The sequence below is a fragment of the Vibrio sp. 10N.286.51.E5 genome (genome assembly GCF_041469125.1).
In the GTDB taxonomy this organism is placed as follows: Bacteria; Pseudomonadota; Gammaproteobacteria; order Enterobacterales; family Vibrionaceae; genus Vibrio; species Vibrio crassostreae_C.
In genome coordinates this window covers 1-15,387 of the sequence record NZ_JBFRJZ010000018.1, presented here as the reverse complement: position 1 = coordinate 15,387, position 15,387 = coordinate 1, and the positions used below count along the sequence as shown (strand labels likewise).

General features: G+C 43.8%; 13 protein-coding genes. 8 read left to right on the top strand and 5 right to left on the bottom strand.

From position 1 onward, the window contains the following. Positions 1-6: 6 nt before the first annotated feature. On the bottom strand, positions 7-1,476 hold the full coding sequence (locus tag AB4161_RS05865) for a lactate dehydrogenase (RefSeq protein ID WP_372082998.1): 1,470 nt from the start codon (positions 1,474-1,476) through the stop codon (positions 7-9). A gap of 82 nt (positions 1,477-1,558) precedes the next feature. Beyond that, positions 1,559-2,269: a purine-nucleoside phosphorylase gene (gene deoD, locus AB4161_RS05860; RefSeq protein ID WP_017061880.1), complete on the bottom strand. Its 711-nt coding sequence runs from the start codon at positions 2,267-2,269 to the stop codon at positions 1,559-1,561. 346 nt (positions 2,270-2,615) lie between these two features. Here deoD and AB4161_RS05855 point away from each other — a divergent pair, with 346 nt between their 5' ends. After that, positions 2,616-3,590, top strand: coding sequence for a L,D-transpeptidase family protein (locus AB4161_RS05855; protein WP_029235199.1), 975 nt, complete (start codon positions 2,616-2,618; stop codon positions 3,588-3,590). A gap of 157 nt (positions 3,591-3,747) precedes the next feature. Here the strand turns inward: AB4161_RS05855 and AB4161_RS05850 are convergent, their stop codons facing one another. Then, a complete protein-coding gene (locus tag AB4161_RS05850; protein WP_017061882.1) occupies positions 3,748-4,014 on the bottom strand; it encodes an Lpp/OprI family alanine-zipper lipoprotein in 267 nt (88 codons plus the stop codon). A gap of 361 nt (positions 4,015-4,375) precedes the next feature. Here AB4161_RS05850 and AB4161_RS05845 point away from each other — a divergent pair, with 361 nt between their 5' ends. Beyond that, entirely contained in the window at positions 4,376-5,707 is a 1,332-nt protein-coding gene (locus tag AB4161_RS05845) for a DEAD/DEAH box helicase (protein ID WP_017061883.1), read from the top strand. A gap of 115 nt (positions 5,708-5,822) precedes the next feature. On the opposite strand, the gene AB4161_RS05840 is transcribed toward AB4161_RS05845, so the two are convergent. Further along, the gene (locus AB4161_RS05840; RefSeq protein ID WP_372083027.1) at positions 5,823-7,070 is read right to left on the bottom strand and encodes an SGNH/GDSL hydrolase family protein; all 1,248 of its coding nucleotides are present in this window, start codon (positions 7,068-7,070) and stop codon (positions 5,823-5,825) included. A 482-nt stretch (positions 7,071-7,552) separates the two neighbouring features. On the opposite strand from AB4161_RS05840, the gene AB4161_RS05835 reads away from it, so the two are divergent. Together AB4161_RS05835 and AB4161_RS05830 are read left to right on the top strand one after the other, a co-directional pair. Beyond that, positions 7,553-8,494, top strand: a complete 942-nt coding sequence (locus AB4161_RS05835; protein WP_137001439.1) for a triacylglycerol lipase — start codon at positions 7,553-7,555, stop codon at positions 8,492-8,494. 38 nt (positions 8,495-8,532) lie between these two features. Further along, positions 8,533-9,420 (top strand): lipase secretion chaperone, encoded by an 888-nt coding sequence (locus AB4161_RS05830; RefSeq protein WP_372082997.1) that lies wholly within the window; start codon positions 8,533-8,535, stop codon positions 9,418-9,420. 107 nt (positions 9,421-9,527) lie between these two features. On the opposite strand, the gene AB4161_RS05825 is transcribed toward AB4161_RS05830, so the two are convergent. Further along, the gene (locus AB4161_RS05825; protein WP_372082996.1) at positions 9,528-11,171 is read right to left on the bottom strand and encodes a methyl-accepting chemotaxis protein; all 1,644 of its coding nucleotides are present in this window, start codon (positions 11,169-11,171) and stop codon (positions 9,528-9,530) included. A gap of 479 nt (positions 11,172-11,650) precedes the next feature. Here AB4161_RS05825 and AB4161_RS05820 point away from each other — a divergent pair, with 479 nt between their 5' ends. From AB4161_RS05820 to pstB, 4 genes are all read left to right on the top strand, one after another. After that, positions 11,651-12,472 carry a phosphate ABC transporter substrate-binding protein gene (locus AB4161_RS05820; RefSeq protein ID WP_017064254.1) on the top strand — a complete coding sequence of 274 codons (822 nt, stop codon included), beginning with the start codon at positions 11,651-11,653 and terminating at the stop codon, positions 12,470-12,472. A gap of 111 nt (positions 12,473-12,583) precedes the next feature. Beyond that, positions 12,584-13,513, top strand: coding sequence for a phosphate ABC transporter permease subunit PstC (gene pstC, locus AB4161_RS05815; protein WP_017064255.1), 930 nt, complete (start codon positions 12,584-12,586; stop codon positions 13,511-13,513). 15 nt (positions 13,514-13,528) lie between these two features. Beyond that, a complete protein-coding gene (pstA, locus tag AB4161_RS05810; protein WP_017064256.1) occupies positions 13,529-14,392 on the top strand; it encodes a phosphate ABC transporter permease PstA in 864 nt (287 codons plus the stop codon). A gap of 90 nt (positions 14,393-14,482) precedes the next feature. Beyond that, on the top strand, positions 14,483-15,232 hold the full coding sequence (gene pstB / locus AB4161_RS05805) for a phosphate ABC transporter ATP-binding protein PstB (protein ID WP_004737715.1): 750 nt from the start codon (positions 14,483-14,485) through the stop codon (positions 15,230-15,232). The last annotated feature ends 155 nt before the right edge of the window (positions 15,233-15,387 follow it).

The window sequence follows — 15,387 nt, the reverse complement described above, 5'->3', positions numbered from 1 at the left end:
TTGTTGCTATGAAAGTAGTTGCTTTAGAGTTAATGGCAGCTCCCCTACGCCTAAGCGTTGTGCTGCCGTGAGCCCTTGCTTATCTTGGTAGCACAGATTGTGCCAAGCTCTAAATATGTCGAGCAATGGAAGAATGCCCCCAGGACGAAGCTTACGTCTGGGCTCATTAATAAAGCTATCAAATAACAACTGAAAGCGCTGTTGATAGAACTTAGTTTGTTGAATTGAGGCTGTGTTAAACCACTGTTTTGGTTCTGGATTGTTACCGGTTAGGTAGCAGATACCTTTCTGGTTATCACCCTGATTGGCAATAGCCCAGCGATCTCGCCACCAACTCATGTGAACGATGTCGATCTTTTCAAAACTTTGGTCGTCTTGCCAGCCTGAATCTTCTTCGACATACATGAGGTCAATATTTTGACTCTGAATGCGCGGCAAACATACACTTAAAGCGGCAGATCTTAGTAATGGATCTTGTGGCATATAGATGGCGACATGCTTGTCTTCGTTACACATATCCAACACATGTAAGAAGTGAGCATAAGAGGTATAAGGCGGTCGAATGAGAGCGCCTTTTGAAGGGTAACTAAATGTGGTGAGGTTACCCATAGGGTCCTCAACGTTACCTCTCGCAAGAATCACTTGGTACTGCTGTTCAATGCGCTCTTTTAGTTTGTCAGAGGGCTGAGGCAGTTCGAGATTTGCTTCTGAAGAGTGCTCTTTGGATACAAATCGTGCCACATCATCATAAGGGTTATGGTCGACGTTTCCTGATGGTTCTTCATTTTGAGAGTAGTTAACGTGTTGGCAAAGTATATAGCCAGAATGCGCCTCGCCCGTCGCTATCCACACCACACCGTTGTTACTTTGTGGTTGCAGACGCTGGTAGTGAGATGCGAACTCGTAATCTTTCGCATGGTTAACCCATCGTGCATCGATCATCGCTAATTTACGACGACAACGGCTCGCGATATGGTCAACATGATCATAGAAAGTCTTTGGGTTGATCTCTAATTTTCGGCAGATTTCACGTACGGAATAGCCCATGAACAGTAAGCCCATGAGGTTCTCTTGAAATTGGAGTTTTTTATTGGATCCAGACCATTTATCAACGAAGGTTGATTGGCAGTCTTTGCATCGATAACGCTGTCTGTCGCCACTGTAGCCGAAGGCATGATAAAGATGTTTATGGGTATGAACCGATAAGCCGAAGTTATCGCAATCATCATTACGACAAGCAGGGAGCCCGTCGCTGTGAAGTTGTCTTAGGCGATGAAGTTCGCTTAACACTTCACGATTGTTAAGTAAGGGGGGGAAAGCTCCACATTCACGACAAACCATCGCTGGACGCTTAGGGTTCGCGTGTTGCAAAACATACCGTTTCGCATCGCTCAAGCCAAAGTTGTCACACGCCAATGTTTTACAAAAGTTGAGTTGCAAACCATCCGCATCTTTTGGCAGCTTGTCGTTAGACACGATCTCCCCCTCGGGATTATTTGAGCAGCCAAGCGAGCCTGGCTGCGGGGTAACGCTTTTCAATGTATCTTTTATCAAATCGTTAGATGTTGATTGCTGTCTCTAGAGCAACTTTCATCATGTCGTTGAAAGACTTTTGACGCTCTTCAGAACTTAGTTTTTCACCACGGATGATGTGGTCAGATACTGTTAGGATAGTTAGTGCTTTAGCACCAAGGTCTGCAGCAACGCCGTAGATACCAGCCGCTTCCATATCAACACCTAGGATGCCTAGCTTTTCCATTTTTTCGAAAAGGTCAGCTTCTGGAGTGTAGAAAAGGTCTGCAGAGAATACGTTACCAACTTTAACTGGAACTTCTTGTGCACGAGCTTGGTTTACTGCTTCTTCTAGAAGACCGAAATCAGCGATAGCAGCGAAGTCGTGGTTGTTGAAACGAATGCGGTTTACTTTTGAGTCAGTAGATGCACCCATGCCGATAACAACGTCCATTAGTTTAACGTCGTCACGTACCGCGCCACAGCTACCTACACGAATAACGTTTTTCACGCCGAACTCAGCGATTAGCTCGTGTACGTAGATGCAGCATGATGGGATACCCATACCGTGGCCCATTACAGAAACTTTCTTACCTTTGTAAGTGCCTGTGTAGCCAAACATGTTGCGAACGTCACAAACTTGCTTCACGTCATCAAGGAATGTTTCTGCAATGTATTTTGCGCGAAGCGGGTCGCCCGGCATAAGTACTGTTTCTGCGAAATCACCAGCTTGAGCATTAATATGAGGTGTAGCCATGGTCGTTCTCCAAAGTTTAAACGGTAATTATAGGAACAGGATTTAATCAATTACCGATTCTGTTGAATTGAATTCGTTTTGTTGAGGCAATATTAGCGAGTTAGAACGTGGCTCCATGAGACTTTAGTCACAAAATAGGTCTGCCATTATAGTTTTATTAATATTGATAACCAAATATGTTGAAAGCGTAAAGGCAATCGATTTTGTATGGGTAAATTGCAAGTGAATGAGAAGAAAAGGCTTACATATAAACTTGTTGCCTATTAGTTTCGAGACAACAATACGTTGTAGAGACGTTTGATCAGAGATAATCTAAACTTTGATAAAAGACAAACCAAGGATTTGTATGTCGTATTGCGTTAACTCGACGCCTTTGCAGTCAATGAAAACACGACTCCACAGGGCGGCGTCGCTTGTTGTAAGAACTACTTTGCTTGCCAGCGGGATAGCTTCATCGTGGGTGTCTGCTGCAACCTTTGAATTGCCACCAACGGAAAGCCGCATTGTGGGCAGAATCCAGCAGCATGAAGTGGCGGCGGGCGAAACCTTGGCCATCATTGCCAAGCAATACGATATTGGTTTTCTCTCTTTAATGGCAGCCAACAAAGGGGTGGATCCTTTTCTTCCCGCGGAAGGCTATGTGTTAAGCATTCCAAGCCGCTTGATTTTGCCTGACACCCCAAGAAAGGGGATTGTCATCAATCTTGCTGAGTTAAGGTTGTATTACTTTGAGCCTGAGAAAAATCAGGTGCATGTTTTCCCTGTCGGCATTGGTCGAGTGGGGCGTGATACTCCCGAGATGATCACCAAGATAAGCCAAAAAAGACCGAATCCAACATGGACGCCACCAAATTCAATCCGCAACGAGTATCTTGAAAAGGGCATTGAATTACCGAGAGTGGTTCCTGCCGGGCCGGAAAATCCATTGGGAGAGTACGCTTTGAGGCTTGCTTATGGCGCTGGCGACTATTTGATCCATGGTACAAACAAGGATTTCGGGATAGGTTTACGAGTTAGCTCTGGTTGTATCCGAATGGAACCTAAAGACATTGAGTGGCTGTTTGAGCAAGTGAACCGTGGTGAACAGGTCACCATTATCAATGAGCCGATTAAGGTGTCATTAGAGCCTGATAGAAGTGTGTTTGTAGAAGCGCACGAGCCATTAACTCGAAGTGATGGTTCAAAGAAATCATTACAGATCCCTGTGGAACTAAAATGGTGGCTTGAAGACGCAGAACTGCCAAATTCAAAGGCGAAAGCGGTTATCTTTGCTCAAAACGGCGTACCTGTAGAGATAGCACCACCTGTGATTGAGTTTTAATTCGATTGCCTCTTCTGCAACAAGGGGCGGTTTTATCTTGTTTACTCGCATTAGTGTCACCCAAAAAAAGCACCACATCCGATAAGAAGTGGTGCTGTCTATATACTGCTTTTTGCGACTTATTTAATCTACAGCTTAATCGCGATTAGATCTCAAACTACTTAGTGTAAGACTCAGCGATGTTGTCGATGCGTTCGTTAGCACGATCCGCTTCTTCTTTCGCTGCCATAGCGGCTGCTTCTGCTTCTTGAGCCTTCATTTCTGCGGCTGCTTTGTCACTCTTAAGTGCTTCAACTTCGCTTGTAAGTTGAGCCACTTGGTTAGTTAGTTGATCCATTTCTGACACTGCAGCTTCTTCTGGTTCTGAAGAACAACCGGCTAAAATGAAAACTGATGCTGCAGCTGCGATTAACGTCTTATTCATAAGAACTCCTTGCTTATTTATCATCAAAAGATGCGCTATACATTCTTTATCATATAGTCGCTTCATTAATGATTGTAGCGACTAATTTTTTAACTGCAAAAACAATAACTAAAGAAATTGCTAAATTTTTGAGTTAATTAGCTAAGTATCACGTTGTGTCTCATTTATGAGATGAAGGATTTAGAGACGACTTGAAGGTGTTTTTGGAGAGCTATCCCTTTGCTAGCAATGCATACGTTGTTCTAGCTAAAGATAGATAAAGGGATAAATTTACTGTGATCTCTATCCTTATAAAGTACTTTCGCGGTATCATGTCACGTTAAATTAATTTTATTCAATACCATCATGACTGGAGAGTCCTTTGCACTTTAAAGATTTAGGCTTAGATAACCGCTTACTGAAGAACTTAAAACATTACGACTTCAAGAAGGCGACAGAGATCCAATCAAAAGCGATCCCTGTTGCTATTGCTGGTAAGGATCTATTGGCTTCATCAAAAACGGGATCAGGAAAAACATTGGCGTTTGTGTTGCCAATGATACATAAAGCATTAAAAACAAAAGCGTTTTCTGCTAAAGATCCTCGTGGTGTAATTTTGGCTCCTACTCGTGAGCTAGCGAAGCAAGTTTACGGCGAACTGCGTAGCATGCTTGGTGGTCTGTCTTATGAAGCGGCGCTTATCTTAGGTGGTGAGAACTTTAACGACCAAGTTAAAGCACTGCGTAAGTACCCTCGTTTTATCGTTGCGACTCCAGGCCGTCTTGCTGACCACCTAGAACATCGTTCATTGTTCCTAGATGGTGTTGAAACGCTAATCCTTGATGAAGCGGACCGTATGCTTGATCTGGGTTTCGCTCCAGAACTTCGTCGCATTGCCAATGCAGCTAAACACCGTCGTCGTCAAACGTTGATGTTCTCTGCAACGTTAGATCACGCTGAAGTAAATGGCATTGCAAATGAAATGCTAGACGCACCTAAGCGTATCTCTGTTGGTGTTTCTAACGAGCAACACTTAGATATCACACAGAAATTCTACTTATGTGATCACCTAGATCACAAAGAAGCGATTTTAGACCGTGTACTGGAAGAAGCTGAATACCGTCAGGTAATGATCTTCACAGCAACACGCGCTGATACTGACCGTTTAACAGATAAGTTGAACGAGAAGAAGCTTAAAGCGGTAGCACTGAGTGGTAACCTAAACCAAACGCAACGTAATGCTATTATGAGCCAGTTCGAGCGTGCGGTTTACAAGATCTTGGTAACTACCGATGTTGCTTCACGTGGTATTGATATTCCAAACGTGAGCCACGTTATCAACTTTGATATGCCTAAGCATACGGAAGAGTACGTGCACCGTGTAGGTCGTACTGGCCGTGCGGGTAACAAAGGCGATGCGATTTCTTTGGTTGGTCCAAAAGACTGGGACAGCTTCAAGCGTGTTGAACTTTACCTTCAACAAGATTTGACCTTCTCTGTACTTGAAGGCCTAAAAGGTAAATTCAAAGGCATTAAGCCACGTAAACCTGCGTTTGCTAAAGGCGGTCCTGCTAAGAAGAAGACCAACACTCAAGCGAAGAAAACGCCGAAGAAACCAGTTAAGCGCGATAAGAGCTTCCACCAAAATGTGGCCGTGGGTGATACCGTGTTTATCCCTAAGAAGAAAGTCGCACCAAAAGTGGACGACGAGTAATCACCAGCCAGTTTTAAAGCGTTTGCTAGTAAAACTGACATAAATAAAAACCGCCAATATTAGGCGGTTTTTTTGTATCTCGACCTTGGCTCAGCCATTACTTTTCGATATTTAGTTAGAAATTGAACGTCGAGAACGAATACGCCAAGATGTGGTCGGCAATGTATTTATGAGTAGCTGTAGTTGGGTGTGTCACGCCCCAAAATACATAACTGTCTGAACCATAGGTGGCACAGTCATTGGTTAAGCTGTGGCTTCGCAAGTAGTCCGCGGCTGAGCTTCGATTGATATTAAGACAAGCATCACTCGCGTTTCGAAAGCCATGTTGTTCTGGGTTATCGGTAATGCTGGCGAACAACGCACTTGCATCGAACAACACCACGTTTTTCCCCATACCTTGGTAATACTCGGCTTGAGCTTTGATGAACTGGTTGAATTCTAAGATCTTGCCACGAACTTTTATTATCTCTTGTTCGGTAGAGTATTTGAATTGAGGGGCTTTGGTTGCATCGGGTAAGGTGAACAGCAGGATATTGTTCGCACCAGATTCTGTTAAGCGGATCAGCGCGCTGCTAAAGTCAGCCTTTACATCGGCGACTTCTCGGTTGTAATTCATGAAGTCATTGAGGCCAAACTCTAAAGTAAACAGTGAGTTTTCCGGACGATAGTTTTTGGCGACTTTCATGTAGGTCAGATAAGAGGTGACTTGATCATAAACACCAGTCAATGCCACGTATTGGTTGGTACCTGCGGCGCCACCCACAGCCCAGTTATACAGAGGGACATCTTTCGCTTTTGCTAAATACTCCGTCCAGACTAAACCATTCGAAAAGTGCCCTAAAAACCACGAATCTGCGTTCGGAAAAACCCATTGTGAGCTATTAAATAGATTACCAGTGTCGGACAGGCTATCACCAAAGGTGACAATACGATTGATGCTACTGGCTTGAAAAGCGTTGTCGTTGGTCCAGATTGAGTGGTTGTAAGAGAAGCGATTATCTGCGGCAAAGTAGGTGATGTCAGCGGCGTCATGTTGGATGTCGAGCGTCTGTTCGCAACGTTGTTTAATTTCCGATTGCGGGGCATCGCTGTAGAACATGTTTTTGAATGAAACGGAAGACCACCAATATCCGTTGATCGTGTAGTAATCACCATTCTCTTTCTTTGCCCACTTCCAGTCGGTGGCTGGGGAGTCATGAGAGGCATCGGTTCGATACCAACATCTAACATATGAATAGGTCTCTGAGCCTTGTGCACTGAGTACTTGTGCAGATGTAATCGATTCAGGTGTTGGTATTGAGTCTTCAGCGGCATAAGCGCCAAAAGGCAGGGCTAACGTGAGTATTAAAGCCGTATTTTTCATCACTGTATTCTCTTTTATATTTAGATGAGCCAAACAGAAACGCTGTTGCTTGATAAGTGGATAAGTGGATAAGTGGATAAGTAAATAACTGGTACGACCTATATCTAAAATCAATAATTAGCGTCAATATATTCAGGGTTATGGTGTGTCGTTAATGGAATAAGCATCAAGTTATCAACGAGTTTTTGGTTGAAAAATACCTGTTTCCAAACGGTTATTTGTCGAATAATTTTGGTTTATTGAGAATGTTGAATTGATATTTGAGTCGGGATATTGAAAGAACAATCTCATCAACCTTAGTTAAATGTTAATTTAATCAATTGCTTATGTTTTTTCTCCTGATTCTGTTTGCCTGATGTTCATCGCACCTGTTTAATTCAAGTTCGCCATCACAAATATGAAGTCGTTACTTTCTGTTTTATAAAATCATCATCTACGGTTCTTTTACTCATCAGAGGTCTAATCTGTTTAAGGAAAGAGCATTGAAAAAGATATTAATTTGGACGATAGCCTGCCTATCCAGTTTTGGCGTATATGCCGGAACGAGCGCATCAGCATTAGAAGCCAGCGGATACACTGAAACGAAATACCCCATTATGTTGGTACATGGTCTGTTTGGTTTCGATACATTAGCGGGCGTTGACTATTTCTATGGCGTACCTGAATCCCTAACCAAAGATGGCGCGAACGTATATGTCGCTCAGATCTCTGCAACCAACAGTTCAGAGGTCCGTGGTGAACAGTTACTCAGCCAAGTTGAAACGCTGTTAGCTGCAACAGGAGCAAGTAAGGTGAATCTGGTTGGTCATAGCCACGGTGGGCCTACGGCTCGTTATGTTGCGTCAGTTCGACCTGATCTTGTTGCTTCAGTGACCAGTATTGGCGGTGTACATAAAGGTTCTAAGGTCGCTGATCTCGTTCGAGGGAACGTATCTGAAGGCTCTGTCACAGAAGGTATCGCGGTTAAATTAGCAGGTGGATTAACGACACTGATTAACCTTTTATCTGGTGGAACGGATCTCGACCAAGACGGCCTCGCTTCTCTTGAAGCATTGACCACAGAAGGCTCGCTAGCCTTCAACCAGTTTTACCCTGAGGGCGTTCCGACGTCTGAGTGTGGCGATGGTGAGTGGCAAGCAAGTAACGGCGTTTATTACTATTCATGGACAGGGTCTTCCACTTTTACCAACCTTCTTGATCCTACCGACGGAGCGATGACAATCCTAGGCTTAGCCTTCAACGAACCTAATGATGGCTTAGTAGGAGCATGCAGCGCGCATTTGGGCAAAGTGATTGGTGATGATTACAAAATGAACCACCTAGATGAGATTAATGGGTTATTGGGAATTCACCACTTGTTTGAGACAGATCCTGTAACTCTATATCGTCAGCATGCCAATCGATTGAAGTTGGCTGGCTTGTAGTCTGCAAAGCCGTTTAACAAGAAAACAAGGGAAGTATGATGAAAAAGACCGCCATTTTGTCGATAACCACGATAGCCCTGATGAGCACAGCGGCGGTCTTTTTATATCTAAATAATCAATATACACATACTGACGACGAACAACGCGTCTCCTCATTGAAAGTCACCTCTCAGCAAGATACCGACATCGATAACGCATCAGCAAAAGACATGATGGAATATTTCGTGTCAGGTAATGCAGAATTAACCCTTGAAGATATTCGAGACAACGTGGCGAAACACCACGAACAAGCATCAACAACCGTGGTTGATGAAGCACTGTTTGCCAAATATCTTGAGTATAAGTCGGCACTGACATCGTTGGACGTGCAGTTCGGTACCACATCCATTTCCGCTGATGATCTACGTGCACTCAATCAAGCGCTCCTTGACCTCCAAGCTCAGTTTTTCAGTGAGAGCGAGATAAGTATTCTGTTTACGCACGACAACAGAATGAGAGAAATCGCCTTAGAAAAGTTACTTCTGAAACAGGAGGGATTAGAGGATGAAGAATACCAACAAAGACTCGAATCCTATCTATCTGAGCAACCTGATTATGTTCAGTCGAGTCACCAGAATCAGGTGTTACTCCAACAGCTCTCTAGCTCTGAAGGTCTCGATGAACAGGGTAAATACTTAAAGAGAAGCGAACTTGTCGGTGAAGAAGCAACCCAGAGACTTGAAGCACTTGATAAACAAAGAGCGGCCTTTGAAGACTCGTTAGAGGTCTACTTCGCAGAACGAAATGATGTCTTGAAAGATTCATTCCTATCAAAAACCGAACAACAAGAGAAGATTGCGCAACTTAGGACTGAACATTTCCTACCAGAACAGCTTAGAAGGGTAGAAGCGATTGAAAGAATTCGAGCGGCTGAATCTCGCCAGTAGTGTCTAAAAGCGAAAAACCAGCCATGATGGCTGGCTTTTTGTTTATCGGCGAGTTCTAAAGAGCATACAGCCTGAATCTGTTTGCCTTGAACTTCGTACCTTGAAGCCTATACCTTAAAGTAATCCAACTGCTGCTTCTGTTGTTCTGCTAGGTTAGATAGCTCGTGGCTTGCTGCAGCGGCTTGAGTAATGCCGGTTACGTTTTGGCTTACTAAGCTGTAGATATTTGAGATATTACGGTTGATGTCTGAGGTTACTTGGCTTTGCTCTTCAGCGGCAGAGGCAACCTGAGTATTAATCTCAGTCATGTCCGTTACCGAGTTAGCAATGCCTGAAAGCGCCGCGCTTACTTCACCTGCAAGAGTTTGGTTGTGTTCCAGCATAGCCAGTGAGCTGCTCATGCTTTCATTCGCGTTACCGGATTGAACCTGCAAACCTTCTATGATGGTTTGGATCTCTTTGGTTGAATCTTGTGTACGTGCCGCTAGCATTCGAACTTCATCAGCAACCACTGCGAAACCACGACCGCTTTCACCCGCGCGAGCGGCTTCAATTGCTGCGTTAAGCGCCAACAGGTTAGTTTGTTCAGAGATACTTTGAATCACCTCAATCACTTTACCAATCTGTTCAGAGTGCTCTTTTAGCGTACCCACAACATTTGCAGCTTCGCTTAGCTGAATCGCCATCTGTTCGTTTGCTTTGTTGCTTTCATTAAACAAGCTCATGCTGTGTGTTGCCATTTCGTCAGCTTGCTTAGACGCTGAGTCAGCTTGTACTGCATTCTCATTAACGTGCGATGCAGTACTTTCAAGTTGGTTCACAGCAGAAGCGACTTGCTCCACCTCTTGCTTCTCTTGGTCTGAGTTAACGCTCGATTGTGTCATTACAGCCGCTAATTCTGTCGACGCAGAAGCCACTTCGATACTGATTCGAGACAGCGAGCTTACCGTGTCACGCAATTGTTCAACAGACTGGTTTACGTCTTGCGCTAGGCGTGAGATTTCGTTGTCGCCATACTCTTCTGCTTTAACCAACAAATTACCTTTTGCTACTTCTCGCATGGTTTCTTGAATGTTGCTGATCGGCTTAACAATGATGCCAGCCAGCGTCCAACTGATAATTAGTGCTACAGACAGGATCACCAACAGTGCAATGGTCGCAGTAGTCAGTGTGCTAGCGTGTTGCTGGCCGTTGATGTCGACTTCTTGAGTGGCAAGCAAGTTCAGCTTCTTAGACAGAGTGTTGATCGCTTGCACCATTTCATTACCCGCATGTCGGTATTGGTCGATTGCGATCTGGTAGCGGTTTTCAAAATCTGACGAGAGTGATGCATCGCCGTGTTTCGCTCTTAATAGAGGAAGCATGGTGGTGCGAGAAAAATCGACATAGTGATTCATCGCTTTGTTCATCGCGGCCACTTCATCTTGCATGCCTGGCACTGTGTCTAATGAATTCAGTAGGCGAGTATTTTGGTCGCGTTTTTGGTTTAGTGTTTCAACCAGTGTTTTTACGTCATCAGCATTGAATAGACTGTAAATCGCTTTGATGCGCATGCCATAGCTGTTGTCGACGATTTCGCTTAGTTCTTCTTTATGTAAGATTAATTGGTCGGTCGCTACTGATACATCTTTGAATGCACTTTCTAGCTTTTCACTACCGATAATGACACCGGCTAAAAGTAAAACGACGGAAAATAGTACGGGTATAAGAATTTGTATTTTGATTGATAAGCCACTGAGAAGTTGGCGCATGTAATGTCCTTCTTGAATAAAACAAATAGATGAGAATTATTATTATTAGAATTAATTGGCGATTCTAACTAATGAGACTGACAATTCAATCAATAACGGCTTTGATTTCGTTATATGCGATAGGTATTTGATATAGATGGTTGTTTATTGTTCTAAATGGCGATAAAGGTGGATCTTTTTATCCATCGTGTTAGGGCTAATTGATTGATAAATAGAGAAATATATTGGTTAGTATTCGATATAAATAGGGAAGGAAATCTAGCTTTTTGGTGCTCAAACGATGGTGAGACCTGCATTCACTAACTGCATCTGATGGGGGCGCGACTATCAATTCATCGAGTAGGAGAGAAATTATCCATTAATTTGTAGTTGTCATATAGGCTTCAATTAAGTGAAACACAACTGTCACATTCGGATTCTAAAGTAGGCCTCGTTCAAGCAAAACATTACGGCAATAACGCCACTAAAGGAAATTTGTGATGAAAAAGACAGTTATCGGTGCAATCGCACTACTAGGCGCTCTAACAGTGAATACAGCTTCAGCTAAAGAAACTATCTCTGTAGTTGGCTCTAACAGTGCTTCTCCACTGGTTGAAGTTTTTGCAGAAACCTACATGAATAAAGGCGAACCAGTGTTCATCGAAATTCAAGCACCAGGTTCTTCTGCAGGCATCAAAGCAGCAAAAAATGGAAGTGCTGACCTTGGTATCTCTTCTCGTGACCTAAAAGAAGAAGAGAAAACAGCTGACCTGAAAGAGCTAGTTATCGCTCGTGACGGTATCGCAGTTGTTGTTAACCCGAACAACGAAGTATCTGCTCTTACTGCTGAGCAAATCACTTCAATCTACAAAGGCGACATCACTAACTGGAAAGATGTTGGCGGTGCTGACAAGCCAATCGTAGCAATCACTCGTGATACTGCATCAGGTACACGTGGTGCATTCGAAGACATCATGAAGCTTAAGAAGAAGATTGGCGATAAGAAAGTATCGGCTATCTCTCAACGTGCACAAGTTGCAAACGGTAACGGCGCACTTAAAGTTTCTGTAGCAAGCAACCCATACGCTATCGGCTTTATCTCTCTAGGTACAGTTGACGAATCTGTTCAAGCTCTAACTATCGACGGCGCTGCTGCGACTGTAGACAACGTTAAGAACGGTTCTTACAAAGTTGCTCGTCCATTCCTAGTTCTTTACAAAGCAGGCGCTCCAACAGCTGAAACTCAACAATTCCTAGATTGGATGGTTGCAGATGAAGCTCAAGCTATCGCTGGTAAGAAAGGCTACATCACAGTTAACTAATCTTAACTGACTCAATCTTAATTATTGCTCAGCCTGCTTTAGGCTGAGCCTTTTCTTTCAACTTTGTTTATTTCGAGCTCTTATTGAGCCACAAAGTTTGAGATTTTATATATGACCATCGCAAATAGTGAAAAGCTTATGAATACTGAAGCGACTCAAATCAACAAGCCAAGTCTACGTGCTAAGAAGCGCATCGACTGGAGAGAAAGAATCTTCCACGGCTTGTTCTTATCGAGTGCTGTAATCGGCATCGTATCACTAGCCGTTATCGCTTACTTTATCGTTGCAGAGAGTATCCCTGCATTCCAAGAGGCCGGTGTTTCTGGCATCGTTCTGGGTGTTGACTGGTTACCTCCAGCTCTATTCGGTGTTGCAACTATGATTGTTGCATCGATTGTTTCGACACTTGGAGCTGTAGTTGTTGGTGTACCAGTTGGTGTATTAACCGCTATTTTTATTGCTGAGATTGCTCCAAAGCGTCTTGCAGATATTATTCGACCAGCAGTTGAGCTTCTAGCGGGTATCCCGTCGGTAGTTTACGGCTTCTTCGGTCTAGTAATTATCGTTCCAATGATTCAGAACGTTTTCCAAGTACCAGCGGGTAACACTATCCTGGCGGGTATCATTGTTCTGGGTATCATGATTCTTCCTACCGTTATCACGGTTTCTGAAACTTCGATTCGTGCTGTACCTCGCACATACAAAGAAGGTTCACTTGCACTGGGTGCTTCGAAAATCTACACGATTTTTAAGCTACTCGTTCCTGCTGCACGTTCAGGCATTATGACTGGTGTGATTTTGGGTATCGGCCGCGCACTTGGCGAAACGATGGCAATCATCATGGTTATGGGTAACGCGCCAGCAATGCCAGAAGGCATTTTGGACTCTGCTCGTACGCTAACAGCAAACATTGCAATTGAAATGTCTTACGCAAGTGGCGTTCACGCTAACGCACTGTACGCAACAGGTGTTGTACTTCTAGTGTTCATCATGATGTTAAATGGTGCTCTACTTTATCTTAACCGTGAAAAAGCGAAGTAGGCGAGGATAAGTAATATGGATCGCGTAAAACTAAAACAAGCACGTCAAACCAAAGATAACATCCTAAAAGGTTTTATCTGGGCAGCTGCAGCTGTAACCGTTGGTTTCTTATTCTGGATTATTTGGTACATCCTATCGAACGGTCTGCAATACGTAGATTGGAACTTCATCACTGACGATTACACTCGTACTGGTGAAGAACGTGGTATTTTCCCAATGATCATTGCCACGATCTACATGGTAATCGCATCGATTGCGGTAGCCGCGCCACTGGGCATCATGACGGCGATATACTTAACTGAATATGCGAAAGTAGGTAGCCGATTGGTGAAAGTGATTCGATTCTGTACTGAGTCGTTAGCTGGTATCCCATCGATCATCTTTGGTCTGTTCGGTATGACCTTCTTTGTTTCGATTCTTGGTCTTGGCTTCTCGATTCTGTCGGGTGCACTAACGCTAAGTATCCTGATTCTTCCTGTAATCATTCGTACTACAGAAGAAGCATTGATGGCAGTGCCACAAACTTACCGCGAAGGCTCATACGGCCTTGGCGCTTCAAAAATCTACACTATCTGGCGTTTGATCTTACCAAGCGCAATGCCAGGTATCTTAACTTCGGTCATTCTTAGTATTGGTCGTGTAATTGGCGAATCAGCACCTGTATTTTTAACAGCAGGTATGGTGGCACGTGTTCCTGAGTCGGTATTCGATTCTGGCCGTACACTAACGGTTCACCTATATAAGCTGACAACAGAGCTATTTACTATCGATGAGTGGAACCAAGCCTACGGCACGGCGACAGTCCTAATCGTACTGGTTCTCTTGATCAACATGGTTACAAAACTGATTGCGAGACGCTTCAACACGGCAACTTACTAAGCTCATTAGCTGGCTCATAAATAAAGCGAGCCCCCGTGATAAAGAAAGCATCAAGTTAGACACGAATTTAAGAATTTAGAGATTACGAACATGAATAAATTTGATATTGAGAACCTAGATCTGTTTTACGGCGACAACCAAGCGCTTAAATCTATCAACCTGCCAATTCCAACTCGCCAGGTTACTGCTCTGATTGGCCCGTCTGGCTGTGGTAAATCAACACTATTGCGTTGTTTGAACCGCATGAATGACCTAATTGAAGGCGTTACGATTAAGGGTAAGCTGGATATGGATGGCACTGACATCTACGGTAATATCGATGTCGCTGACCTACGTATCCGCGTAGGCATGGTATTCCAAAAGCCAAACCCGTTCCCAATGAGCATCTACGAGAACGTGGCATACGGCCTACGTGCTCAAGGTATCAAAGACAAAAAACACATCGATGAAGTGGTTGAGCGCTCGCTACGCAGTGCTGCACTGTGGGATGAAGTAAAAGACCGTCTTAAAGCGCATGCATTTGGTCTGTCTGGTGGTCAACAACAGCGTCTATGTATCGCACGTACCATTGCAATGGAACCAGATGTAATCCTGATGGATGAACCAACATCGGCTCTAGACCCAATCGCGACACACAAGATTGAAGAATTGATGGAAGATCTGAAGAAAGACTTCACTATCGTTATCGTAACGCACTCAATGCAGCAAGCGCGTCGTATCTCAGACCGCACGGCTTTCTTCCTAATGGGAGAGCTTGTAGAGCATAACGAAACCAGCGTTATCTTCAGTGAACCAAAAGATGATCGTACTAAAGGTTACGTAAACGGTGACTTCGGTTAATCGACGATTTACGTGTGGTATTTAAGCGATTAGATACCTTTACACACTAACTGAAACGCAGGTTAGATAATCGAATAGAACAACAGAATTATCACTATAACTATAAGCGATGGAAGTTTTGCCCCACTATAGGTGGGGCTTTTTTATGGTGCGCC

Coding starts and splice junctions, on each gene's coding strand:
- deoD (WP_017061880.1), bottom strand. CDS start 2,269: ATGGCTACACCTCATATTAATGCTCAAGCTGGTGATTTCGCAGAAACA.
- AB4161_RS05855 (WP_029235199.1), top strand. CDS start 2,616: ATGTCGTATTGCGTTAACTCGACGCCTTTGCAGTCAATGAAAACACGA.
- AB4161_RS05850 (WP_017061882.1), bottom strand. CDS start 4,014: ATGAATAAGACGTTAATCGCAGCTGCAGCATCAGTTTTCATTTTAGCC.
- AB4161_RS05840 (WP_372083027.1), bottom strand. CDS start 7,070: ATGAAAAATACGGCTTTAATACTCACGTTAGCCCTGCCTTTTGGCGCT.
- AB4161_RS05830 (WP_372082997.1), top strand. CDS start 8,533: ATGAAAAAGACCGCCATTTTGTCGATAACCACGATAGCCCTGATGAGC.
- AB4161_RS05825 (WP_372082996.1), bottom strand. CDS start 11,171: ATGCGCCAACTTCTCAGTGGCTTATCAATCAAAATACAAATTCTTATA.
- AB4161_RS05820 (WP_017064254.1), top strand. CDS start 11,651: ATGAAAAAGACAGTTATCGGTGCAATCGCACTACTAGGCGCTCTAACA.
- pstC (WP_017064255.1), top strand. CDS start 12,584: ATGACCATCGCAAATAGTGAAAAGCTTATGAATACTGAAGCGACTCAA.
- pstA (WP_017064256.1), top strand. CDS start 13,529: ATGGATCGCGTAAAACTAAAACAAGCACGTCAAACCAAAGATAACATC.
- pstB (WP_004737715.1), top strand. CDS start 14,483: ATGAATAAATTTGATATTGAGAACCTAGATCTGTTTTACGGCGACAAC.